The sequence below is a fragment of the Rossellomorea sp. NS-SX7 genome (assembly GCF_052828565.1).
Map to the genome: position 1 here is coordinate 2716279 of NZ_CM128249.1, position 24499 is coordinate 2740777.

Here is a 24499-nt window from a genome sequence, read left to right on the forward strand (position 1 = left end):
ATTATTCCAGGGGCAGCTTTTTCGTTATATTATTTACTTTCCAGAATCAATGTGACTGGTCCATCGTTTGTCAACTTGACATCCATCATTTCCCCGAACACACCCTTTTCCACTTTTACGCCCTTTTCTTCTAATACCCCATTGAAGTATTCATAAAGAGGGAGAGCATGATCGGGTTTCGCTGCCTCCATAAAATTAGGTCTTCTTCCTTTTCGGCAGTCACCATATAAAGTGAATTGAGAAATTGACAGGATTTCTCCCTTTACATCCAGCAGGGAGTGATTCATCTTTCCGTCCGCATCTTCAAATACTCTCAGATTCACCACTTTATCTGCTATATAGCGGATGTCTTCTTCTGTATCTTCATGGGTGATCCCCACAAGCAGAACAAAACCTGACTGAATCTGCCCTGTTACTTCTCCATCGACAGTCACCGAGGCTTCTTTACTTCTCTGCAGGACGACTTTCATGAAAGAAACCTCCTTAGTTCATAATTCTGCGTACGGCGTATACATCAGATATTTGTTTGATTCTTTCCACAACCCTGTGAAGGTGTGAAATGTTCTGTATCGATATAGACATATTGATGGTCGCCATTTTATTTCGATCCGATCTGCCGCTGACAGCCGTAATATTCGTTTTCGTTTCATTCACTACTTGCAGCACTTCATTCAGCAGGCCTCTGCGATCATAGCCTGAAATCTCAATATCGACATTGTATTCCTTGCGATCCTGACCGTCTCCTTCCCAGGAAACCTGAATAAGACGCTGTTCAACTTCTTCCGTCTGGACATTCGTACAATCTGCCCTGTGTACGGATACACCACGGCCTTTCGTAATAAACCCGACAATTTCATCCCCGGGCACTGGGCTGCAGCATCTCGATAACCTGATCAGAAGGTTGTCAATGCCTTTCACCTGTACGCCTGCATCCTTTTTACGTTTAACAGGCTGGGCATTCAGTTCCTTCATCGTTTCTTCTAACTTATCTTCCTGCTCACGTTTCTTACGGTCTTTTTCTGTCAGGCGATTGGCAATCTGAGCTGCCGTAATGCCATTATAGCCGACAGCTGCATACATATCATCTTCATTCGAGAAATTGAACTTCTCAGATACACGTTGAATGTTTTCAGCGGTCAGGATTTCTTTCAAATCAAAGTCCTGGTTTTTGATCTCTTTTTCAACGAGATCGCGGCCTTTTTCAATATTTTCTTCTCTTCTCTGCTTTTTGAAGAATTGCTTTATTTTATTTTTTGCCTGAGAAGTCTGGGCAAGCTTCAACCAGTCCTGACTCGGTCCATACGAATGTTTGGACGTAAGGATTTCAACGATGTCACCCGTCTTTAATTTATAATCGAGTGTCACCATTTTCCCGTTCACTTTGGCACCGATCGTTTTATTTCCGATTTCAGAGTGGATACGGTAAGAAAAGTCGATCGGAACCGATCCCGACGGTAACTCGAGAACATCCCCTTTAGGAGTGAATACAAACACCATATCAGAAAAAAGGTCGATCTTAAGAGACTCCATGAATTCCTCAGCATTGGCCGATTCATTCTGGAATTCCAATATTTCCCTGAACCACGTAAGTTTCTTTTCGAATGAAACTTTATCATCGATGTTTTTACCTTCTTTATAAGCCCAATGCGCAGCAACCCCGTACTCTGCAATTTCATGCATCTCAAGCGTCCTGATCTGAACCTCCAGCGGATCTCCCTTAGGTCCGATGACAGTAGTATGAAGAGATTGATACATATTCGGCTTGGGCATGGCGATATAATCCTTAAACCTTCCCGGCATAGGTTTCCAGCATGTATGGATGATCCCGAGGACCGCGTAGCAATCTTTGATGCTGTCCACAACGATCCTGACTGCCAGGAGGTCATAGATTTCATTGAACTGCTTATTTTGAAGAGCCATCTTACGGTAGATGCTGTATATATGTTTCGGGCGCCCTGAAATTTCCGCTTCAATTTGAACATCACCAAGGCGGTCCTTCACTTCATTCACCACATCATCCAAATACTCTTCACGTTCTGCACGCTTTTTCTTCATGAGATTGACGATCCGGTAATATTGCTGAGGGTTTAAATACCTCAGTGAAGTATCTTCCAGCTCCCATTTAATTTTTGAAATCCCCAATCTATGGGCAAGGGGAGCGAAGATTTCCAATGTTTCGTTTGCGATTCTTCTTTGTTTCTCCTGAGGTAAATGCTTCAGCGTCCTCATATTATGCAGACGGTCGGCAAGCTTAATCAAGATGACCCTGATATCCTGAGCCATTGCAACAAACATTTTGCGGTGATTTTCAGCCTGCTGTTCTTCCTGGGATTTATATTTGATCTTACCAAGCTTTGTAACCCCATCTACGAGCATGGCCACTTCAGCGTTGAATGCCTCTTCGATCTCGGGCAGTGTGATGTCGGTATCCTCCACCACATCATGAAGAAATCCGGCCGCAACGGTGGACGGATCCATTTCCAGGTCTGCCAGGATTCCGGCAACTTGAATGGGGTGAATGATATATGGTTCACCGGATTTCCGGTATTGTTCCTTATGAGCTTCCTTGGCAAAATCGTACGCTTTCTGTACCATTCCCACGTGCTCATCATTCAAATATTCTTTTGTTCTATCTATAACCTGTTCAGGGGTTAGTACTTGATCTTTGGACATGATCAAAATCACCTTTATATTTAAAAATTTTCAGTGCAGTTTCAATTTTAATGATTGTTACTATTATCAAAAAAAATTAAGGTTCTGTAAAGGGTTTAGGGTAAAATTCTCAGATTTCATCTGATTTTGTCGAAAAGAGTCGATTATTATCACTATCAATACCGCTTTTGATTTCCGTGGAAGACTTCGCTTTCCGCGGGCGGTTGGTGAGCCTCGGTAGACTTCAAGGCGTTTAACTGTCTAGCTACAGGGCTTAGAGGCACATGTCATAAGCCAAACCGACCAAGAAGGCAAAGAACGCCTTCGTGGCCGATTCGTCTTATGCCACCCGCCTCTTAGCAAAGCCCTTCCGCTTTTCTGATAGGAGTCTTCGTCTTCCACTCCAATCAAAAGCTGGAATGAATTAATTCATCGGGACTCATTCAATTAGAGATCTTCACAATGGATAAATCAAAACTTTCATCTAATTAGGAAAAATAACAAATTATAATAGGTGTTTTTTTAAAAATGTATTTTACTGTATATAAAAAAGGGCTGACATTTCGCAATGCCAGTCCCTTATGGATTCGTTTATGTGTAGTATTGACGTTGATGTAAGAATGTAAACGATTAGTATTGCATTAGTGTAAGGACGTCATATCCTTCAAGTTTATCACGGCCGTCGAGGTATGTGAGTTCAATGAGGAATGCACATCCTGCCACGATACCGCCAAGTTCTTCTACAAGCTTGATCGTCGCTTCGATCGTACCGCCTGTTGCAAGGAGGTCATCGGTGATCAGTACTCGCTGACCTGGTTTGATTGCATCTTTATGAATCGTCAGTGCGTCTTTGCCATATTCCAGGCCATACTCTTTTTTGATCGTTTCACGAGGCAGTTTACCAGGTTTGCGTACCGGTGCAAAACCAACACCCAATGCGTAAGCTACTGGACATCCGATAATGAAACCTCTTGCTTCCGGTCCCACTACAAGGTCGATTTCTTTTTCTTTTGCGTATTCTACGATTTGGTCTGTAGCATATCTATAAGCATCACCATTGTCCATCAGCGTGGTGATGTCTTTGAATTTGATTCCTTCTTTAGGCCAGTTTTCAACGATTGTAACATATTGTTTTAAGTCCATGCTTCTACTTCCTCCTCAAATGTAACGGACTCTTTTATCCTCTCATCAAACCAAGCCTTTAACTCGTTATAAGAAGAATATAACAGCTCGTTTTCAAGTTCGTATTGCTGCTGTTTCTTCTGATAAGCCGGAGACTCTGATAAGTCTTTCTTGGTTTTAACAGGATTAAGAGAAATAAATCCATTGTCTATTGTAACAAACTTCAATTCAAAAAACACCTGTGACATGAAATCTATTGTTTCTTTCGACCATCCTTTATATTTTGCAAGATCATCCCCATGCTTGTTTAAATCGAACGAACCACGTTTTGTCAGAAAGGCATAATACCATTTGAAATGATCGCGGGTCGGCATCGTACTGAAGAAATGATCTTCATCCTGAAAGAAATGTGCGTAAATGCGGTGCGGCTCCCCTTTTCCAACAATGGCTTTCACCAGCTCCTTAGAAGCGGGCATATCAAGGAACACGATGCTTGCACCGTCTGTCGATACATCAATGAGTGAATCTTCACCTTCTACCAGAATGATATCCTCCCTATCTCTCATATTCAGCTTTTCAAGGGTGGATGAATGAAAACAAAACATCTTTTTGTTTTCTCCGGGAACATGCTTTTCCCATTTTTCGACTTGCCTGATTCCGCGTACGTCAAAGAGCTGCCATTGGTCGATTTTTATATCATGCAGGAAAATCTGGGGCTTTTTTCGATTATTCCATTCATTGATCGATAATTCACCAATGATGGAAGCATCTGAAAATGGAGTGATATGATCAGCTAGTTCACCAAGTCCAAAACCGACTCCATCCAATTTATTGTCCTCATCCCCAAGCACTACCTTAAGGTGATTCTGATTGGATCCAATTTTCTTGTAGTGTTCAATTGAAACATTTTCAATGACCCATTTTGGTTTAGGATTCTCCATTCCGAACGGTGCCAGGAGTCCGAGCTTCTCGATCGATTCAATCGTGATTTCTTCCATTTTCACTGCTGCATCCATCACCGTGACGGGAATGAAATCTTCTTCCGACAATTCATTTTCGGCTATTTCATTGAGTCTTTTCCTGAGCTCATCTACGCGATCGAGCTCCAATGTCATACCTGCAGCCATTGGATGTCCGCCGAAATGTGGCAGGATATCACGGCATTTCGATAGGCTTTTGAATAAATCAAAGCCGACAATGCTTCTGGCGGATCCCTTTGCCATTCCTTTTTCAGAATCAAAGCTCAACACGATGGTAGGGCGATAGAATTTATCTACCAGTCTTGATGCCACAATCCCTACAACCCCTGAATTCCATCCTTCTTTGCCGATCACGAGGACAGAGTTGTCATCCAGAGGAAAGTCATTTTCAACCATTTCTATCGCTTCTTTGGTCATGGTGTTCACAATGGCTTGTCTTTCCTTATTCAGTGAATCGATTTCTTGAGCAAGTGCATTGGCTTCTTCCTGATCTTCCGTTAGCATGAGATCCACTGCAGGATCTGCGTCGCCCAAACGGCCAACCGCATTGATGCGGGGAGCGATCGTGAAACCAATCGACTCCTCCGTCATTTCATGCTGATGGGAATTCGCTACTTTGCATAAAGCTTTAATCCCTTTTCGTTCCGTTACTCGAAGTTTTGCAATCCCGCGCTTTGCAAGTATCCGATTTTCACCGCGTAGGGGCACTAAGTCAGCAATCGTCCCAATCGCAGCAAGATCAAGCAGATGATCCGGAAGTTCACCATATAGTGCATGGGCAAGCTTAAAGGCTACTCCTACACCTGCCAGGTCTTCAAACGGATACTCTGAGCCTTCTATCTTAGGGTGGATGATGGAATGCGCTTCAGGCAGGACAGGACCCGGTTCATGGTGGTCCGTGATAATCAAATCGATTTCCAATTCCTTCGCGACGAGCGCTTCATGTACGGCTGAAATTCCTGTATCAACCGTAATGATCAAGTCGAACCCTTCATCCTTTGCCCACCGGAAAGCATCTTCATTAGGACCGTAACCTTCGCTGAAGCGGTTTGGAATATAGAATTCCACCAGTGCTCCGATATCACGAAGAACAGTCATCATCACCGATGTGCTGCTCACTCCATCGGCATCATAATCCCCGTAAACAAGGATTCTTTCCTGATTTTTTATCGCGTCTTGAATGCGCCCGACCGCTTTTTCCATATCGTTGAATAAAAATGGGTCATGAAACGAGTCGCCTTTATCAAACAAAAAATCCCGAGCTTCTTCTATTTCCTTCAAGCCTCGGTTCAATAATAATTTCGCAACAAGCGATGGTATTTTTAATTCTTTTTCAAGTTCTTCTATCTTTTGCTGGTCAGATTCTGCAATCATCCAGCGAGTTTTAGAATTTAACATACGTTCACTCCTCAGCCTAACTAATTATACAAAAATGAGGAAGGTGTTTCAATCTCTCCAGCTTTGGAAAAGAAAACAAAAACACGGGTGAGACAAAACTTAAAACCATCATATAAGTATAGACTCTTAATGCCGCTAATGATTTCCGTGCAAGACTTCGCTTTCCGCGGGTAGCCCGCGAGCCTCCTCGGCAAGCCTGCGGAAAGAAAAGCGGAAGGGCTTTGTTCAGAGGCGGGTGGCATAAGCCAAATCGGCCTGGAAGGCGCTCTTTGCCTTCTTGGTCGATTTGGCTTATGACATGTGCCTCTACTCACATAAGCTACTCTTCCCGCAGGAGTCTTCGTCTTGCACTCCAATCAACCGCTGGGAAGAGCTAAATCTAATTTTACATATAAAAAAATTAAAAACCCGAACTAATTTGCTTCCTAAAAGGCAAATTAGTTCGGGTTTTACTTAGACTACAACACTTCCGTCCTAGTCTCTTTTGTTACTCACCGGTTTCTCCTATGGAATCCGGTGCCTGTTTTTTTAAGGAAGTCTCTTTCTTTTTATCGGTATGCTTCTTTTCCGCCTGCTCCCTTAGAAGGAGGTTCTCTTTCTCCAGCGCTTTGACTTTCCGCTGGACGACATACAGCCTGAATAGACCTACGGAGCCGATGATGATACCGCCCATCAATACTGAGCCAAGAATGACAAGGATAAGCGGCCACTCAGCCTGACCGAATAAATAATTGACGGTTACCGGATCGACATTGATGACAGCAAAGACCGCTACGATGAGGGCAAAAGATATGCCCAAAAGTAATGTCCATTGAAATTTCATCCTATCTCCCTCCTACAGTAAATCAACCGAATCCTCGGAATCTCTTTCTATTGGATTATATGGGTTGATGTGAACAAATACGTCATTTACATTAGATTCTTCCATCAGTTTCTTTTTTACGGCTTTTCCTACACGATGCCCGGCTTCCACTGTCATATAGGGATCTACACTGATCTTCAGATCGATGATGACATAGTGTCCATGCTCCCTCGCATGTAATTCGTTTATCTCCTTTACGTCGGGCACAGACTCAACAATTTTCCGTAAAGGAATGATATCTTCTTCATGAAGGACATGGTCCAATGTATTATGTATGGATTCCTTGCCCAAATGCCAAGCCATCTTCAGCACGAGCAGTGCAACAAACAATCCTGCTACCGGATCTGCGTAAACCAGCCAGCCAATTTCAAGTTTCCCGCCCAGAATGGACGCTGATATCCCGATGAGTGCAGCGATTGATGAGAACACATCCGAGCGGTGCTCGTAGGCATTAACGATCAAGGCGTCACTCTTTAACCTTTTACCCAAACGATATTTATATTGAAACATCGCTTCTTTAACAATGATGGAAAATATTACGGCATAAATCGCGATCATCCCAGGTGGGGATAATGGATGAAAAAAAGATTCTATAGACGATTTCCCGATTTCGATGCCCACTAAAAATAATAAGACGGCGACAATGATTGCAGCAATCGATTCCGCTTTCCCGTGTCCATAGGGATGGTCCTGGTCCGGAGGCTGTTTTGCTGCACGCAGGCCAATATACACAGCCAGTGACCCTGCTACATCCGAAGCAGAATGGACGGCATCAGCAATAAGCGCACGGCTGTTTCCCGCTGCTCCCGCCCCCCATTTGATAAGGGCCAGAAGTATATTCCCGACGATTCCAATCATAGCAGCGAATTCAGCTTTTTTAAAACGATCTTCTGGATTCATGAAGTAACCTCCTTCCACTACTTTTCTATTGTAACCTAACACCGTAAAAAAACGCGAACCTCAAAATAATCGCCTAAAGAAAAAGATCCAGGGATACCCCTGGATCTTTTGGATCTTTTCTGTTCTTCCTTTTAAACTTGTGGTTCGTCCGACCACTTCTTCTTTTCTTTTACGGTTTTGATCGTACCTTTTTTCTTCAGTTCCTTTTTCTTCATGACCAGCCAGAGCTGTGACGCGATGAATACTGAAGAATAAGTACCTGCAATCAACCCAACCAATAATGCAATCGAGAAGTTCAGAATCGATTCGCTTCCGAAGATCAAGAGAGCAATGACGGCGAACACTACCGTCAGGACAGTGTTCACTGAGCGGCCCATCGTCTGACGCAGACTTTGGTTGACTACATCTTCAATATCCTCATCCGTTTTCAGACGGCGTTTTTTATGAAGGTTTTCCCTGATACGGTCAAAGGTAACGATCGTATCATTAATCGAATAACCGACAATCGTCAGTACAGCGGCGATGAATGTAATATCCACTTCAAGCCTTGTCAAACTGAAGAATGCGATGATAAAGAAAGCATCATGCAAGAGGGCCGCAATGGATGCCAAAGCCATTCTCCACTCAAAGCGGAACGTTACATAAATGATGATTCCGATTGAAGCGATCGCAACGGCAATCATCGCATTTTTGGCCAGTTCTTTACCGATGACAGGCGATACCGTACTGATACTTGGCTCTGCACCGTAAAGGTCATTGAAATGATCCTTTAACTTGGCAATATCACCTTTGCTGAGATCTTCCGTATAGCGTACGACTGCAATATTATCTTTGTCCCCTGATATGACCACATCATCAGAGGAGAGCTTTACATCTTCCAATTCACTCTTGATTTCTTCAGTTGTCAGGCTCTCGTCTGCCAGGATCTGCATTCGCGATCCGCTGACAAAGTCAATTCCAAGGTTCAGCTTGAAAATGAGCAAGATCAGGATACCCGCAGAAATCAAGATTCCTGAAAATGCAAAGAATTTCTTACGCTGCTTCGCAAAATCGAAACGGTCAAATTTGGTAGGCAGGTCGAGTGTATCATAATTCTCGGCCAAATCTTTGATTTCACTCTTCTTGACGCCAAACCAGCCCGGCTTTTTGTTAAAGAATTTACTGTGCACCCACAGTCCAAGTAATAGACGTGATCCCCAGACTGCTGTGATAAAGCTCGTCAGGATACTGACGATCAACATTGTCGCAAATCCCTTTACAGAGCTTGTACCATACATGAAAAGTACAGAAGCAGCAAGGATCGTGGTTACATTTGCATCCAAAATCGTTAAGAAAGAAGATTTATTCCCAGCCTGGAAAGCCGAACGAATCGGTTTACCGACTCTCATCTCTTCTTTTATTCTTTCATACGTGATGATATTTGCATCCACTGCCATACCGACACCGAGAATGACGGCTGCTATACCAGGGAGCGTCAACACCCCGTTCATAAGATCAAAAATCAATAGAACCAGATAAATATACACCGACAGGGTAATTGTGGCGATAAGGCCTGGGAATCGGTAATACGCTATCATGAATAAGAAAATGATCGCGATGCCGATGATTCCTGCAAGCACTGTCTTATCCAGGGCCTGCTGACCGAATTGAGCCCCGACGGAAGTGGAATAGATTTCATCCAGTTTAACAGGAAGTGCACCTGCGTTTAACAAGGATGCAAGATTCTGTGCTTCTTCCACTGTGAAATTACCTTCAATGATGACTTCATCCGAGTTGATCGGCTTGCTTACACCGGGAGCAGATAAGAACTTGGGATCTTGCTTACCCGCTTCTTCTTTATAAGAATCTTTCCCCTCTTCATAATCCAGCCAGATGACCAGCTGATTTTCGGGAGCCATCCCCAGGATATCTTTTGTCAGTTGGTAGAACTTTTCTCGATCCTTCAACTTCAGGGCGACGATCGGATTATTCTGTTCATCAAAGGTTTGTTTCGCCGCACCGGAGACCAGATCGGATCCGTCAAGGCGCACCTTGTCATTTACGTCGCGGAAAGTCAGGTTTGCCTGGGTAGACAGGATTTCCCTCGCTTGGTTCTGGTCCTCTACACCGGCTAACTGAACCCGGATACGATTCCCGTCTTCAATCTGGATATTCGGTTCGCTGACACCGAGGACGTTAATACGCTTGTCCAAAGCATCTGCAGTATTCGATACCGTTTCTTTCGTTATTTTCTGTCCATCTTTAAGTGGCTGAACTTCATATAGTACTTCGAAACCACCCTGCAGGTCCAACCCTAATTTAATGTTGTCCAGGATGTTCTTTGCTGTTCCTCCCATAGTACCTGCAAGTAACAATACAAGTAAAAAGAAGGCGATTATTCGGCCGCGCTTTACCATTATGTATAAATCCTCCTTGCCGTTTTTCACCACATGATAAAAATTATTCGATACTATTCCCGATAAATCCATACTCATTATCTATGAGTTTCAAAAGAGTGTCAATTAAATTTCAGACAATTTACCTTTTCTTTCCTGGACGCAGCAGTTCATTTAATTCTTCTTCATTGATATCCTCGAACCAATTCGGGGAGCGGTAAGCTTCCACCGTTTCAAAGCTCATATATTCCCCGGGCTTGACTGTCAGGACATCACTTACCAATTGAAAGAGCTTGACATCCATTTCAGGCTTCTTCCACTTCTTCTTAGTCAAATAAGCCCAAAGCCGTTCAACATTTGCCTTGCCGTACCCCAATATTTCAAACTCTTCCACTTTACTTGAAAGTGCTGGTTCCAATGAATCATAAAAACGATCGTAAGGATGCTGATTCGCCTTCATTCCTCGTCACCGCCTAGGGCTAACCTATCACAATTAGCCAGAATTATGTACAACTTGTCATGCTTTGTCCACATGTCTGCATATACATTATTGTATACGATTATACCAATTTTGAGAAGGCAGGGAATTTTATGTCAAAGTTTCTTAAAGGGACAATCATCCTGATGGTTGCAGCCTTTATTACAAGGATATTGGGTTTTGTCAATCGCATCGTCGTCGCCAGATTCATCGGTGAAGAAGGCGTAGGGCTGTTCATGATGGCATTCCCGACCTTGATTCTTGTCATCACCATCACGCAGCTTGGCCTCCCTGTAGCCATTTCAAAGAATGTTGCAGAAGCGGAAGCAAAAGGGGATATCCGGAAGGTAAAAAGAATATTGGTTGTTTCCCTTTCCACCACTTTACTCCTATCTGTGATATTCACCCCTGCCCTTATCCTGCTCGCTCCCTATTTAACCGAAACACTGTTCACGGATAACCGTATTTATTATCCACTTGTCGCCATTGCGCCTATCATTCCGATCGTGGCCATCTCTTCCGTGATCAGAGGATATTTCCAGGGCAGGCAAAATATGAAACCATCTGCTATCTCACAAGTCATCGAACAAGTCGTCCGTATCACGTTCATTGCCGTATTGACGAAGACGTTCCTGCCATATGGCATCGAATATGCTGCGGCTGCAGCCATGGCGGCATCCGTACTTGGAGAACTTGCTTCGCTGTTTTATCTGTTTGAGAGCTTTAAATTAAGAAAGAAATTCAAGATTAGAAAGAACTTCTTTAAATCGATGAAAGACGGCAGGCATACCTTCAATGAATTGATGAGTGTTGCCCTTCCTGCTACAGGAAGCAGGATGATCGGGTCGATCGCTTGGTTCTTTGAACCGATCGTGGTCGCTCACAGCCTTGCCATTGCGGGAGTGGCAGCGTCGATGGCTACAAAACAATACGGTTCATTGACAGGATACGCTCTTCCGCTCTTATTTTTGCCATCGTTCGTCACGTTATCCCTGTCCCAGTCATTGGTGCCTGCGATAAGCGAAGCAAATTCGAATAAAAATTTTTCATTGATTGAACACAGACTTCAACAGGCTTTACGATTTTGCCTGATTACCGGCGGTATTTCTGTCGTCATCTTGTATATTTACGCAAAGCCGCTCATGCAGGTCATGTATGGTAGTGAAAGTGGTGCGGCATTTCTCATGATTATGGCCCCTTTCTTCCTGTTCTACTACTATCAGGGTCCTCTGCAAGCGGTACTGCAGGCGTTGAATCTTGCACGTGCCGCCATGGTCAACAGCCTCATCGGGGCAGTCGTGAAGACAGCAGTGATTTTCATCCTTGCCTCCCAGCCGGCATTCGGAATCAATGGAGCCGCTCTCGGAATTGTGACAGGCTTCATGCTCGTCACCCTGCTTCATTTCATGACCATTCTTAAATATATCCCAATGACCATCTATCTAAGGGATTATCTGAAAATCATCCTGGTCATCGCTGCTTCGGGACTGTGGGGTCATTATTCTTTCCTTGCCTTCTTTTCTGGTGAAGGACTGATCTGGAGGCTCCTGTTCGGAGTCATTTCCACTACGATCGTTTACACCGGACTTTCCCTAGCCTTGAAGCTCATTGTGAAAGAGGATCTGGCCCGGATTCCATTCATCCGAAGACTCATTGTTTAACCGAAATTAGCCCCTTTCTGAAGCTGGATATCAGAAAGGGGCTAATTTTATTACTATTCATTTATCAATCAAATCAATATAGAATTGCCCGTTGTGGAAGCTGCAGAAGGAAATTGAGGAGATGTCTTTATATCCCCTTTCCCGGAGTTCTTTCCGAAGCCAGAATGAGGTTTTTCCCATCATCTCCAAATGGTTGTTTTGAACCTGTCCGTCGAGGATCAGCGGGAGTGTCAGCGAGCCGGTGGATTTTTTTTCTTTCTTTAAGACAGACAAGCTTCCTGACGGTTCAAGAACGGCGAACTCCACTTCTGCCAGATTGAACACATCCTTCTCGCGCAATTGGAGCAATAAATCATCATAATTATACCGCTGTTTTTTCATCTCTATTTCATCTATCTTTCCATTATGGATCAGGACGGTCGGCTTTCCATCGACAAACTCCCTGAACGACTTCGACCGTAAAGAAAACCATGCTGATACAAATTGAATGAGCACCATCACACCCATGGGAAGAATGGTATGAATGATCGGATCTCCGGGCTCTTCAATCGCCAATACAGCCATCTCGGCAATCATGATAAAGACAACCAAGTCCAAGATGCTCAGTTCCCCTATCTCCCGTTTTCCCATGATTCTAAAGATGAAGATAATCAATAAATAAAGAAAAAGTGTGCGTATTATTATGACTCCATATTCCTCCACAACTTTTCCTCCTCAAAAAAAACATTTCACCTAGTAGTATGAACGTTCCAGGAAAAATAATCGGAGGAATTTTTACCCACCAAGAAAAGGCCTGAGATATTTAAAATAGACATATACGGTTGATACAGCCAATGAAATCAAGGTGATTGGCACGCCGATCAGCAAATATTGATAAAACTTGATATGTACATGTTCTTTAGATGCAAGCCCTGCTATGACCAGGTTTGATGAAGAACCCAAAAGTGTTCCATTCCCCCCCAGACATGCGCCTAACGCCAATGACCACCAAACTGGATCCATATTGACCATTCCAAATTCACCGAATTCCTGTATGACAGGAATCATGGCAGCCACAAAAGGAATATTATCAACCACGGCTGAAAGAATTCCCGTACCCCAAAGAATGACAAAGGACGTTTTCTGCATATCCCCGTCGGTCGCCCTGATGATTTCACGGGCAATTTCATCAATGAATCCTGCCTCTTCAATCCCTCCTACAAGAAGGAACAAACCGATAAAGAAGAATAATGTCCCCCACTCCACTTCTTTTAAAATGGTATCCGGAGGGTAGACTTTTTCAAGCAGCAGCATCAATAGCACCGCTCCTGCAATGGCCACTGTTGTCACATCAAGATGAAACATAGGGTATAGTGAAAAGCCTGTTAGTACCATCAAAAGGACGGCAATCGATTGAAATAAACCACTGTTCCTTTTCAGATAATCCTTTGCCTCCACGCCTTTGAGAAGAAGTTTACGGTCCTCCTTCACATGAAGTGAATCCCTGTAAACCGCCCCCATGATCAACAGAGTGACAACATATACAATCGCCACCACCGGAAGAAGGTTTTCAATGAATGCGTTAAATGTAAAATGTTTCACTGCCTGGCCGATCATCATATTCGGCGGATCCCCTATCAGTGTCGCGGTCCCCCCTATATTACAGGCGAGGATGGTCATGATCAGATATGGAATCGGGGGTAAATCAAGTAATTTTGTCAGTTTAAATAATATCGGGACAAGCAGCATCGCAATCGTCACATTTGCCAAAAAGGCAGAACCTACCGCAGCGAGCAGCGAGAAGAGAATGAGCAGGGCAATCCCGTTCCCGTTTACAGATTGCGCCAGTCGAATCGCGATGAATTCAAAGAAACCCGTTTTACTGGTGATTGTAACAATGAGCATCATTGAAAACAATAGAGCGATGGTTTTCCAATCAATATAGGTAAAGAGGGCTTTTTCTAAAGGGAATGCCCCGATCAAAAGCATGGCAGCCCCACCTGCCATCGCAGCCAGGACACGGTTCCATTTTTCTGTGATCAACAAAATATAGACAAGAATAAACACGATAAGAACGAGAGTCGGTGACATAATCAAGCTCCTTCTGCCCGAAGTCAAGTTTCATAATAAGTCTATGAGGCTTGACCATGAAAAATTTCTAGTCTTTTTTCAATAGCCTGTGAATATGCTTGTACTAGTAGAAAATTAAATAACAGAGGCAGAAAGGGGAGAACCATCATCGAAGCGAAAAAAATCGGAGGGGCCGTACTCTACGGCACTTTAACCATTTTTCTTATAGCAGTTGTGGCTAGTGTTGTATTTTCATTAATGCTTCGATTTACCGAACTTACTGAGAGTTCAATCTCGTTATTTGTTACGATCATCTCATTCTTGGCATTATTCATCGGTGGATTCATGTCCGGCGGTAAAGGGAAGATGAAAGGCTGGATGCTTGGGGGGGCAACTGGACTTATATACACGGCCATCGTTTTCTTGTTTCAATATTTAGGATACGACAGTCTTTTTTCGATTGAACAGATGGTATATCATGGCTGTTACATCCTGACTGCAATGATGGGCGGTATACTTGGAGTCAATTTGAGCGGCGGCCCTTCAGGGGATTAAATCAGCATTCTTCCCAATATAAAAAAGGCTGCTCCAATGTGCATGGCACATATTGGAGCAGCCTTTTCATTTAGAACCATTATACGCTGACTACTTCTCTGATTGCATTGCGATCATATGTAAGTCGGCTTCCATCTCCGCATAGGATGACAATCTTGCCTTCTTCAATGGCATCAATCGTTCCGTGTAAACCGCCGATCGTAATGATCCTATCACCTTTCGCCAGTTCATTCTGCATTTTCGTGATTGCTTTTTGACGCTTTTGCTGCGGACGAATCAACAAAAAGTAGAATAGGACGAACATAAGGATCAACGGTAAAATCGTACCTAAACCTTCCATTCCTTTCCCCTCCTTTCAATTCCTTTATAGCTTAGAAGTTTTTCGCATCTGGACGGTTGAAGCCGTATTGTTCGAAAAATTCTTCTCTAAAGTCCCCCAGTCGATCTTCTCGAATCGCTTGTCTGACCTGCTCCATTAATTTTAACAGAAAATGAAGATTATGATAAGTCGTAAGGCGTATCCCAAAGGTTTCATCACATTTAATCAGATGACGGATATATGCACGGCTATAGTTCTTACATGTATAGCAATCGCAATTTTCGTCGATCGGACGGAAATCCCTTGCGTATTTCGCATTTTTCACGACCAGGCGCCCTTCACTTGTCATCAGTGTACCATTACGTGCAATGCGAGTCGGAAGCACGCAGTCAAACATATCGATTCCTCTGATGGATCCGTCAATGAGTGAGTCCGGCGACCCTACTCCCATTAAATAACGAGGTTTATCCGTCGGCAAATGAGGGGTCGTGAAATCGAGCACGCGATTCATGACATCTTTAGGTTCACCGACTGAAAGCCCTCCGACAGCGTAGCCCGGAAAGTCCAGTGAAACCAGATCCCGCGCGCTTTGTTTACGGAGTTCTTCATATTCTCCCCCTTGCACAATACCGAACAGCCCCTGATCATGTGGTCTCTGATGAGCTGCAAGACAGCGTTCAGCCCATCTGGAAGTCCTCTCTACAGAACTCTTCATATACTCATATTCTGCTGGATATGGAGGACATTCATCAAACGCCATCATAATATCCGAGCCTAGGGCATTTTGGATTTCCATTGCTTTTTCCGGACTAAGGAACAATTTATCTCCATTTAAATGATGACGGAAATGAACTCCTTCTTCCTCGATTTGACGGAGCTTGCTTAAGCTGAATACCTGGAAACCCCCAGAGTCTGTAAGGATGGCGCGGTCCCAGTTCATAAATTTATGCAGTCCGCCTGCCTCTTTGATAATCTCATGTCCGGGACGGAGCCATAAATGATACGTATTGCTTAGTATGATTCCTGCATCCATTGATTTAAGGTCTTCCGGGGACATCGTTTTCACAGTGGCCAATGTCCCGACCGGCATGAAAACCGGTGTTTCAAAAGAGCCATGCGGTGTATGAACGCGACCGAGTCTCGCCCCGGTTTGTTTACACGTTTTGATCAATTCATATTTTATTGCAGTCAAGGTGGTGATTCTCCTTCCAAATTAGGTAAAGCTTATGATTACTTAATAAACATTGCATCGCCGAAACTAAAGAATCTGTACTTCTCTTTCACAGCCGTTTCATAAGCGTGCAAGACATTCTCTCTTCCGGCTAACGCACTTACAAGCATGATCAAGGTGGATTTCGGGAGATGGAAATTCGTGATCAGCCCGTCAATACCCTTGAATTCGTAACCGGGATAGATAAAGATATTGGTCCAGCCATTCTCTTCGACGAATTCTCCATGCTTCGAAGCAATGGTTTCAAGCGTCCGTGTCGAAGTGGTCCCGACAGTGATGATTCTGCCGCCGCTTTTTTTCACTTCATTCAACAATCGTGCAGTACCTTCTGAAACCTGATAAAACTCGGCATGCATGTCATGTTCTTCGATATTATCCACTGAAACGGGCCTGAACGTTCCAAGCCCTACGTGAAGAGTGATAAAGGCGATATGTATCCCTTTTGCCTTCAATTCTTCCAGCAGACTTTCTGTAAAATGGAGACCTGCCGTCGGTGCCGCCGCAGATCCCCTCTCCCTTGCAAACACAGTCTGATATCTGTCCTGTTCATCAAGGCGCTCCCGGATATAAGGAGGCAGAGGCATTTCTCCGAGCTCATCGAGCACTTCATAGAAAATACCGTCATAATGGAATTCGAGGATTCTACCTCCATGGTCCTTCAATCCGACACATACCGCTTTCAGCTTTCCGTCACCAAAGACGATTTCCGTCCCCACTCTGACACGCTTTGCAGGTTTGACAAGCGTCTCCCACTGGTCACCGTCTTCCTGCTTCAATAAGAGGACTTCGATATTTGCCCCAGTGTCCTGCTTCTGTCCATAAAGCCGCGCCGGCAGGACCCTCGTATCATTCAGAACAAGGCAGTCCCCTTCCTTCAGGAAATCAACAATATTTTTGAAACGATGATGTTCAATCGATCCGTTTTCTTTATCCAATACCATCAATCTGCTTTCAGAACGATTCTCGAGCGGTGTCTGAGCAATCAATTCCTCAGGCAGATGAAAATCAAAATCTTCTACGTTCACTTCATGTCACCCAGCTTTTCAATCTCACATATGAGGTCTATTTAAATCGTCCAATGAAATAAAACACAAGTGAAAGTATAACACTTAACAAAATAGAAGTCATAAGTGGAAAATAAAATGTTGTATTTTCTTTTTTAATCACGATGTCACCAGGGAGTTTCCCTATTTTAATGAATTGCATCAGGAAGCCGATGATTAAAATGATTCCGCCGATTATCATCAATAGCTTCGGAAGACCTGTCACTTGGCCGGCACCTCCAGTTGAAAGTGTTCATACACAAGATGCGTCACGATCCTGCCCCTCGGTGTGCGCTGCAGAAAGCCGATCTGAAGCAGGTAAGGTTCGTACACATCTTCGATTGTATGGGATTCTTCACCAATACTTGCAGCAATTGTATCAAGTCCGACCGGTCCGCCCCTGAAGCGTTCAATGATACCCCTCAAAAGCTTATGATCGATATGATCCAGTCCGAGCTTATCGACTTGAAGCAGTTCGAGTGCTTCCCTTGATAGCTGTGTCGTGATATCACCGTTCCCTTTTACCTGAGCAAAGTCCCTCACTCTGCGAAGCAATCTGTTCGCTATCCGCGGGGTCCCCCTTGAGCGCTTTGCCAGTTCAACTGATGCGGCCGCTTCAATTTTCGTATTCAAAATCGCCGCAGTCCTCTGAACAATTTCATTTAATTGCTCTTCATTATAGTATTCCAAACGGCATAAAACTCCAAACCTGTCCCTGAGCGGTGCTGAAAGAGCCCCCGCCCGAGTAGTGGCTCCAACAAGTGTGAAAGGCGGAAGATCTAAGCGGACAGAACGTGCACTTGGGCCGCTGCCGATCACGATATCAAGGCAGAAGTCTTCCATGGCGGGGTATAATACCTCTTCGATTGCCCGAGGCAGCCTGTGGATCTCATCAATAAATAAAACATCACCCGGCTCCAATGCAGTTAGGACAGCTGCAAGATCCCCGGGCCTTTCAATCGCCGGTCCGGATGTAGTCCTTAAATTCACGCCCATCTCATTGGCTATGACGGCTGCAAGGGTGGTCTTCCCCAGCCCCGGCGGCCCATAGAGAAGAACATGATCCAAGGTTTCCTGACGCATTTTTGCCGCTTCGATAAACACTTCCAGATTGTGTTTCACTTTATCCTGGCCGATATATTGCTTTATCGTCTGCGGCCTCAATGAATACTCAAATGAATCCTCATTGAATTCAGATTCCCCTGATACAATTCTTTCTTCCATCTAGCCTTCCTCCTTTCTTGGTATCTTATTATTTCAGCAGCAGCTGAAGGGCTTTTCGGATGATTTCATCCGCTGATAGGCCTTCACCTTTTAACTTAGGTGTCACTTTCTTGATTTCCCTGTCAGAATAACCAAGGGCCTTGAGGGCTAGGATTCCTTCTTCGAAGGCTTCATCCTTATCTGCAGCACCGGAAGCCGTTCCTTCCTGTTCATTGAACAGATTAGGGAAGTAATCTGGTACGACATCCTGGAGCTTCCCTTTCAGGTCGAGGATCATCTGACGGGCAGTTTTCTTCCCGACGCCTGGAAACTTGGTAAGGAAGCTTTCATTTTCTTCCTCGATAGCGGAGATGACCTGCTGCGGCGCACCCGATGCCAAAATGGCCAGTGCACCCTTTGGCCCGATTCCTGATACATTCAATAATTTCATAAACAATAATTTTTCTTCCAATGCCAGGAACCCATATAATGCAATAAGATCTTCCCGCACATGCTGATATGTAAAAATCTGTATCTCCTGGTTTTGATATTTTGAATAAAGGAACGGATTGGCTGTGTACAACTGGTAGCCGATCCCGTTATTTTCTACTACTACATACTCGGGACCAACCTGACTTACAGTCCCTTTTATATATTCATACATTCAATTCTCTCCTCATTTTAAATACTCATTGTATCACATCTTGATAAATTAGGGCGGATAATCCCGCCACACAGAGAAACATCTGTTCTTATTTTATCAAAAAATGGTCGCTTGTGAATGAAAATGGGAAGAGAAAATTTTATAAAACAGAAAGGCATAAAGATGGTTTCCAAATAATAGATCCATATATACAAAAAACAACCAGAATATTGTTCCATTCTGGTTGTTCTGCTATACGTATAGTAAGTTTGTACCTTTGCCACTGGTCTAACTTTGATTGCTCTTCATTCCGGCACAGAATACTGCTTGAAACTTTCCAAAACCTCTTCGAATTGTTGTTTGGACTTCACCGGGATCCCTTTCATCAATGTTTCATGACTGTTGCTTTCAAGTTTTTCGACATCAATCTGAAAGAAAGACTGTATGATCTCTGCCTGGCCCGGTTTACCATTAAATATGGACAGAACACCATTTTCTGATATGCCGAAATAGCCGTTTGTTTTTAACAAAGGGGAAATATCATCCACTTGTTTCTGGAAAACGACTTCCTCCTCGTTCATATCAATCAGCTGCCAGTCAGCATAGGCCGCCCAGAAATCTTCCATACTCCAGATTGTCTCCTGTACAATTTCTTCACTGATTTCCCCATCCAGGTACACTCTTTCCAATTTCACCGTAACAGTATGTGCTGAAACCACATCAGCCGGATCTTTCCCTGTTTCCGTCTGCTGAACGTTTTCACGATCGGCTGCCTGTTTTTCTTCTGTATAAAAGAATGTGAAATAAAATGCACCCAAGAGCAGCATCACCATAAACACGATTCGAATCTTCATCGTCATCGTGATCACCTCGTACTAGTTTTATGTCCTTCTTCAAAGCTCTTTCTTATAAAGAAAAGAACCTCTTTCGGTAACTAGTGTTGCCAAACACTGCTAAGAATATCCAAAACCGATCATGATCATTTTTTTGTCACGATCTCCAAACAAAAAAAGATCACCAAAAGAGACATACTCTTTTAGTGACCTTTATTTTTAATCATTATTCTTTAGTGCTTTGAACATATTGTCAATATCCAGGTTGATCCCCTCAAAAGGCCCGCCGTCACGCAAGTCATTATCGATATTCCGGACTCGGCTGAACGTTCCTTCATCAGTGACCACCTTTACTGAACGGCCGTTAAGATATGGTTTGACAGCTTTCTTAATCCTAGCTTTTGTTTCTTCTTCTTTGTCTTTACTGTGATCTTGGAGTTCGACCGCTATCAGCACATCAGTACCGTAGGCAACTGCACGGACATCACTTACGTTATCGACTTTCCCGGTAACGTCACCAATTTTTTCGGCAAGGTCACCTTCATAAGCTGTATAGTAAGATCTATTGGCTTTTCTCGTATTATCATCTAAATGTCCATGATAATTTGCATCCCCATGACTGGCACGGCCATCCTGTTCAAGAAAGCTTTTGTCATAATTCGCCAGTGGAGCAGAAGGATTCCTTGGATTTCCATTTTCGTCCTTGACTTGAAGATATTCACGTTTCTTCTGGCGGATATCCTGTCCTTCCCTGCCAATCGGCGAATGGTCATACATTTCCGTCAGTGGACCGTCCCTCTCATCCCTCTCATCTCCACCGTGGCCTTCGTTGGAGTAGAATCCGAGTGGTTCATAGGAATCTGTATACCGGTCCTGAGCTTCTTCTTCACCTGTGTTACAAGCTGCCAGACCCATCGTCATGACGGCTGCCAATGGTACCATGAATAATTTTTTATTCAATGGTGCTTCCTCCTTCAACCCGCTGATTGAGCATATTACATGCTCATCATTAGGTTGTGAAAGAGCGGCAGTCTTCATTCCTTCAAGTAGTTGGAGACTTCTCCTACATTATGGGTGGAGCAAGCGGTTCATTTCTTGATGCACCTCTTGGGAAAATTGCATTCTTTTAGGAAATTGATGGATTGTCAGGTGAATCAGATAGTTCCAGGCCCTCTGTTTATAATTGTAATCTTCCCTTAGGAATCGATTCCACTCCCTGAAAATATCTGTAGGGTATAGTAAACCCAGGTAAAAAACGAGTTGATTAAGATAGGTATGATAAACATTCAGCTGTTTTATTTCATTCAGCGACCAGTCGATATATGGAAGGATGCGATTACAGAATTGCAAATCATCCATTAATGGTGTTGAGTGAGCAATCAAATCGAAATCGATTAAATAAACATTCCCGTTTTTACCTCTTAAGAAATTATGATGTGCTACATCTCCATGTGTAATGCAAGAAGGATTCTCCACCAGGTTCAGTACTTCAAGCTGTTCAACCGCGCGCTTTCCCCATTCTAAGTAAGTATAGAGATAATAAGGCTGGATAAATGATTGAAGGAAGGGGATATTATTCTCAAATTGACTCAAACGTTTCTTCCACTTCTTCACCCACTTGTATCTCGGAAGTTCTTCCAGCCACTTACCTTGCATGTTTCCTGTACATGCATGAAATTTTTTCAATACAAATAAAACGTCCATCCTGTCTTGTTCATTTCCATAGCTGATTGGGTCACTCGTTTCCAGCCATATCGTCAATCCGATGGGATGACCTTCAAAGATAAGTATTTCTCTTTGGTGAATGGGGTGAAATCGCAGGACGTGGGGAAAATTCTGCTGTACCAACATTCTTACCAGTGTTTCCTGCATGATGAATCTGCTCTGGCTGGGATATTTTTTTACAAACCACTTCACTCCATTACTGAATAACACCCATTTACCTTCTTTTAATTTTTCCAGGGATGCGGATTGATCTTGCAGTTTGTATTTTAAAAAAGAAAGGAGACGATACGAATAATCGTCTCCTCTCGGATGGATATCAGTCAAGATCATCATCTTGGAAGTTTGGCATGGAGAACGCTCTTGGTCCAAACATTCCTTGACCCATCGGCATACCCTGACCCATCATTCCAGGACCATACCCATATGGAGGCTGCATTCCTTGTGGCATACCACCATATCCTTTAGGTCCTCCGCAGCCGCAGTCATCTTTATCGGCAGCTCCCATCACTCCGGACGGCTGGCCCATCGGCCATTGTGCTCCCATCACTCCAGACGGCTGACCCATCGGCGACTGCGCTCCCATCACTCCGGACGGCTGACCCATCGGTGACTGTGCACCCATCACTCCGGACGGCTGACCCATCGGCCATTGTGCTCCCATCACTCCGGACGGCTGACCCATTGGTGACTGTGCACCCATCACTCCGGACGGCTGACCCATCGGTGACTGTGCACCCATCACTCCGGACGGCTGACCCATCGGTGACTGTGCTCCCATCACTCCGGATGGCTGACCCATCGGCCATTGTCCTGAAGACGGTGACTCATCCATCGCTCCTTGAACCTGCCCAGGCCACATCGGCTGACCATGCATGCCTCCAGGGAACCCCGATCCCGGCATTACAGGAGATACCGGATAGCAATTATCATACGGCATCCATTGTCCAGGAGCTGCTTGTGAAGGCATTTGAACGGATGGATATCCATCATCATCCTCATCTGATGCTCCCATTACTCCGGATGGCTGACCCATTGGCGATTGTGCTCCCATCACTCCGGACGGCTGACCCATTGGCCATTGTGCTCCCATTACTCCGGACGGCTGACCCATCGGCGACTGTGCTCCCATCACTCCGGACGGCTGACCCATCGGCGACTGTGCTCCCATCACTCCGGACGGCTGACCCATTGGCCATTGTGCTCCCATTACTCCGGACGGCTGACCCATCGGCGACTGTGCTCCCATCACTCCGGACGGCTGACCCATTGGTGACTGTGCTCCCATCACTCCGGACGGCTGACCCATTGGTGACTGTGCTCCCATCACTCCGGACGGCTGACCCATTGGCCACTGTGCTCCCATCACTCCGGACGGCTGACCCATCGGCGACTGTGCTCCCATTACTCCGGATGGCTGACCCATCGGACTTTGATGCGGCATAAATGGCATCATTGAAGATTCATCATCATAGCCCATACCATGCATCATTGGCATTTGCTGCATTCCTGGCATCATCGAAGCACCTTGGACCTGACCTCCAGGCCCCATTGGCGGCATTCCATACCCCGGCTGCATTCCGCCGTGAGGTCCACCAAAACCGGATCCCGGCATTACAGGTGATACTGGTACGCAATTATACGGGTTGAAATACATAGGCTGATTGTACCCTCCTTGTGGTTGCGTTGATTGTGCAGGTTGAGCAGGCATTTGTAAGCTTTCTTCTTCATCTTGAATACCTTTTACATTGTTCTGCTTAGGCTTCTCAGCTTTGGGTGATTTTTTATCTTTCGCTTGTGGAAGAACATTGGAAGGTTTAGGCGGCATTTTCGGCTGAGCTTTCGCTTTTGGTTGAGCTTTAGGCTGTGGTTTAGGCTGCTGGACCGGTTTTTGCATCGGCTTCTGCATAGGCTGCTGAACTTGCATATTTGCCATGTTCATCATGTAGTAGTTATTGATATCAATTTCCGGTATGACCGGCTTCGGCATCTTCGGCGTAAACGGTTTTTGTGCTTCCTTCGGCTTTTCTGCAACAGGCTGTGTGATTGGTTTCTGTTCTTTAAAAGGATGCTCGGCTTTAGGCATCTCTTTCATCGGCATTTCTTTCTTTGGAGCTTCTTTGGAGCCGAACTTTATCTGTGTTTCTTTTTTAACGGTTCCCCCAGTCGCAGGAACTTTGATTTTCATACCCGGCATAATCATATCAGGGTTCGATAACTGGGCATTCATCTGCTTTAACTCTTCGAAATTGACACCATATTTCTTGGCGATTTTCCAAAGAGTGTCCCCTTTTTGAACAATATGGATTTTCACTCTTTTTCCCTCCTCAGGCATAAGTCTATATATCCTATGACAAGATAGGCAAATTGCTAATCATCTACATAAAAACTTATGAATGGGCGGAAAAAAATATACCTGTCACCAGTACGGAACACTCTCATCCAAGGGAACTAAACAAAAAAAACAAGCAGA

22 protein-coding genes are annotated in these 24499 nt (G+C 44.3%); 2 read left to right on the forward strand and 20 right to left on the reverse strand.

Annotated elements, in window-relative coordinates:
- Positions 1-29: 29 nt before the first annotated feature.
- From dtd to ACUXV2_RS13690, 8 genes are all read right to left on the reverse strand, one after another.
- Positions 30-470: a D-aminoacyl-tRNA deacylase gene (gene dtd, locus ACUXV2_RS13655; protein WP_446243733.1), complete on the reverse strand. Its 441-nt coding sequence runs from the start codon at positions 468-470 to the stop codon at positions 30-32.
- Positions 471-483: 13 nt separating this feature from the next.
- Positions 484-2673: a RelA/SpoT family protein gene (locus ACUXV2_RS13660; protein WP_446243734.1), complete on the reverse strand. Its 2190-nt coding sequence runs from the start codon at positions 2671-2673 to the stop codon at positions 484-486.
- 609 nt (positions 2674-3282) lie between these two features.
- Entirely contained in the window at positions 3283-3795 is a 513-nt protein-coding gene (locus ACUXV2_RS13665; protein WP_446243735.1) for an adenine phosphoribosyltransferase, read from the reverse strand.
- Positions 3786-6152: a single-stranded-DNA-specific exonuclease RecJ gene (gene recJ / locus ACUXV2_RS13670; RefSeq protein ID WP_446243736.1), complete on the reverse strand. Its 2367-nt coding sequence runs from the start codon at positions 6150-6152 to the stop codon at positions 3786-3788. Before recJ ends, ACUXV2_RS13665 begins: the two co-directional genes overlap by 10 nt.
- A 487-nt stretch (positions 6153-6639) precedes the next feature.
- On the reverse strand, positions 6640-6975 hold the full coding sequence (locus ACUXV2_RS13675; RefSeq protein ID WP_446243737.1) for a LapA family protein: 336 nt from the start codon (positions 6973-6975) through the stop codon (positions 6640-6642).
- Between the two features lie 12 nt (positions 6976-6987).
- Positions 6988-7914 (reverse strand): cation diffusion facilitator family transporter, encoded by a 927-nt coding sequence (locus ACUXV2_RS13680; RefSeq protein WP_446243738.1) that lies wholly within the window; start codon positions 7912-7914, stop codon positions 6988-6990.
- A gap of 131 nt (positions 7915-8045) precedes the next feature.
- A complete protein-coding gene (gene secDF, locus ACUXV2_RS13685; RefSeq protein WP_446243739.1) occupies positions 8046-10310 on the reverse strand; it encodes a protein translocase subunit SecDF in 2265 nt (754 codons plus the stop codon).
- A gap of 121 nt (positions 10311-10431) precedes the next feature.
- The gene (locus ACUXV2_RS13690; protein ID WP_446243740.1) at positions 10432-10749 is read right to left on the reverse strand and encodes a post-transcriptional regulator; all 318 of its coding nucleotides are present in this window, start codon (positions 10747-10749) and stop codon (positions 10432-10434) included.
- A gap of 131 nt (positions 10750-10880) precedes the next feature.
- Here ACUXV2_RS13690 and spoVB point away from each other — a divergent pair, with 131 nt between their 5' ends.
- The gene (gene spoVB / locus ACUXV2_RS13695; protein WP_446243741.1) at positions 10881-12428 is read left to right on the forward strand and encodes a stage V sporulation protein B; all 1548 of its coding nucleotides are present in this window, start codon (positions 10881-10883) and stop codon (positions 12426-12428) included.
- A 57-nt stretch (positions 12429-12485) separates the two neighbouring features.
- Here spoVB and ACUXV2_RS13700 read toward each other — a convergent pair whose 3' ends face one another.
- Both ACUXV2_RS13700 and ACUXV2_RS13705 read right to left on the reverse strand, forming a co-directional pair.
- Positions 12486-13130, reverse strand: coding sequence for a DUF421 domain-containing protein (locus ACUXV2_RS13700; protein ID WP_446243742.1), 645 nt, complete (start codon positions 13128-13130; stop codon positions 12486-12488).
- Between the two features lie 72 nt (positions 13131-13202).
- Positions 13203-14498 carry an ArsB/NhaD family transporter gene (locus ACUXV2_RS13705; protein WP_446243743.1) on the reverse strand — a complete coding sequence of 432 codons (1296 nt, stop codon included), beginning with the start codon at positions 14496-14498 and terminating at the stop codon, positions 13203-13205.
- A gap of 147 nt (positions 14499-14645) precedes the next feature.
- Here ACUXV2_RS13705 and ACUXV2_RS13710 point away from each other — a divergent pair, with 147 nt between their 5' ends.
- The gene (locus ACUXV2_RS13710) at positions 14646-15032 is read left to right on the forward strand and encodes a TIGR04086 family membrane protein (protein WP_446247077.1); all 387 of its coding nucleotides are present in this window, start codon (positions 14646-14648) and stop codon (positions 15030-15032) included.
- A gap of 79 nt (positions 15033-15111) precedes the next feature.
- On the opposite strand, the gene yajC is transcribed toward ACUXV2_RS13710, so the two are convergent.
- From yajC to safA, 10 genes are all read right to left on the reverse strand, one after another.
- The gene (yajC, locus tag ACUXV2_RS13715) at positions 15112-15372 is read right to left on the reverse strand and encodes a preprotein translocase subunit YajC (protein WP_446243744.1); all 261 of its coding nucleotides are present in this window, start codon (positions 15370-15372) and stop codon (positions 15112-15114) included.
- 31 nt (positions 15373-15403) lie between these two features.
- Complete coding sequence (tgt, locus tag ACUXV2_RS13720) at positions 15404-16543, reverse strand: tRNA guanosine(34) transglycosylase Tgt (RefSeq protein WP_446243745.1); 1140 nt, start codon at positions 16541-16543, stop codon at positions 15404-15406.
- A gap of 38 nt (positions 16544-16581) precedes the next feature.
- Complete coding sequence (queA, locus tag ACUXV2_RS13725; protein ID WP_446243746.1) at positions 16582-17607, reverse strand: tRNA preQ1(34) S-adenosylmethionine ribosyltransferase-isomerase QueA; 1026 nt, start codon at positions 17605-17607, stop codon at positions 16582-16584.
- Positions 17608-17644: 37 nt separating this feature from the next.
- The gene (locus tag ACUXV2_RS13730; RefSeq protein ID WP_446243747.1) at positions 17645-17851 is read right to left on the reverse strand and encodes a DUF2905 domain-containing protein; all 207 of its coding nucleotides are present in this window, start codon (positions 17849-17851) and stop codon (positions 17645-17647) included.
- Complete coding sequence (gene ruvB, locus ACUXV2_RS13735; RefSeq protein ID WP_446243748.1) at positions 17848-18849, reverse strand: Holliday junction branch migration DNA helicase RuvB; 1002 nt, start codon at positions 18847-18849, stop codon at positions 17848-17850. Before ruvB ends, ACUXV2_RS13730 begins: the two co-directional genes overlap by 4 nt.
- Before the next feature lie 28 nt (positions 18850-18877).
- Complete coding sequence (gene ruvA, locus ACUXV2_RS13740; protein ID WP_446243749.1) at positions 18878-19492, reverse strand: Holliday junction branch migration protein RuvA; 615 nt, start codon at positions 19490-19492, stop codon at positions 18878-18880.
- Between the two features lie 284 nt (positions 19493-19776).
- Positions 19777-20331: a BofC C-terminal domain-containing protein gene (locus ACUXV2_RS13745; RefSeq protein WP_446243750.1), complete on the reverse strand. Its 555-nt coding sequence runs from the start codon at positions 20329-20331 to the stop codon at positions 19777-19779.
- A gap of 192 nt (positions 20332-20523) precedes the next feature.
- Entirely contained in the window at positions 20524-21264 is a 741-nt protein-coding gene (locus ACUXV2_RS13750) for a YhcN/YlaJ family sporulation lipoprotein (protein ID WP_446243751.1), read from the reverse strand.
- Between the two features lie 108 nt (positions 21265-21372).
- Positions 21373-22353 carry a phosphotransferase gene (locus ACUXV2_RS13755; protein ID WP_446243752.1) on the reverse strand — a complete coding sequence of 327 codons (981 nt, stop codon included), beginning with the start codon at positions 22351-22353 and terminating at the stop codon, positions 21373-21375.
- Positions 22346-24340 (reverse strand): SafA/ExsA family spore coat assembly protein, encoded by a 1995-nt coding sequence (safA, locus tag ACUXV2_RS13760; protein ID WP_446243753.1) that lies wholly within the window; start codon positions 24338-24340, stop codon positions 22346-22348. The genes ACUXV2_RS13755 and safA overlap by 8 nt, the downstream gene beginning before the upstream one ends.
- Between the last annotated feature and the right edge of the window lie 159 nt (positions 24341-24499).

Bases quoted from the DNA above. Each gene is read 5' to 3' on its own strand.
- ruvB (WP_446243748.1), bottom strand. From the start codon at position 18,849: ATGGAAGAAAGAATTGTATCAGGGGAATCTGAATTCAATGAGGATTCA.
- dtd (WP_446243733.1), bottom strand. From the start codon at position 470: ATGAAAGTCGTCCTGCAGAGAAGTAAAGAAGCCTCGGTGACTGTCGAT.
- ACUXV2_RS13705 (WP_446243743.1), bottom strand. From the start codon at position 14,498: ATGTCACCGACTCTCGTTCTTATCGTGTTTATTCTTGTCTATATTTTG.
- ACUXV2_RS13690 (WP_446243740.1), bottom strand. From the start codon at position 10,749: ATGAAGGCGAATCAGCATCCTTACGATCGTTTTTATGATTCATTGGAA.
- ACUXV2_RS13660 (WP_446243734.1), bottom strand. From the start codon at position 2,673: ATGTCCAAAGATCAAGTACTAACCCCTGAACAGGTTATAGATAGAACA.
- ACUXV2_RS13675 (WP_446243737.1), bottom strand. From the start codon at position 6,975: ATGAAATTTCAATGGACATTACTTTTGGGCATATCTTTTGCCCTCATC.
- recJ (WP_446243736.1), bottom strand. From the start codon at position 6,152: ATGTTAAATTCTAAAACTCGCTGGATGATTGCAGAATCTGACCAGCAA.
- ACUXV2_RS13680 (WP_446243738.1), bottom strand. From the start codon at position 7,914: ATGAATCCAGAAGATCGTTTTAAAAAAGCTGAATTCGCTGCTATGATT.
- ruvA (WP_446243749.1), bottom strand. From the start codon at position 19,492: ATGTATGAATATATAAAAGGGACTGTAAGTCAGGTTGGTCCCGAGTAT.
- secDF (WP_446243739.1), bottom strand. From the start codon at position 10,310: ATGGTAAAGCGCGGCCGAATAATCGCCTTCTTTTTACTTGTATTGTTA.
- ACUXV2_RS13745 (WP_446243750.1), bottom strand. From the start codon at position 20,331: ATGACGATGAAGATTCGAATCGTGTTTATGGTGATGCTGCTCTTGGGT.
- yajC (WP_446243744.1), bottom strand. From the start codon at position 15,372: ATGGAAGGTTTAGGTACGATTTTACCGTTGATCCTTATGTTCGTCCTA.
- ACUXV2_RS13665 (WP_446243735.1), bottom strand. From the start codon at position 3,795: ATGGACTTAAAACAATATGTTACAATCGTTGAAAACTGGCCTAAAGAA.
- spoVB (WP_446243741.1), top strand. From the start codon at position 10,881: ATGTCAAAGTTTCTTAAAGGGACAATCATCCTGATGGTTGCAGCCTTT.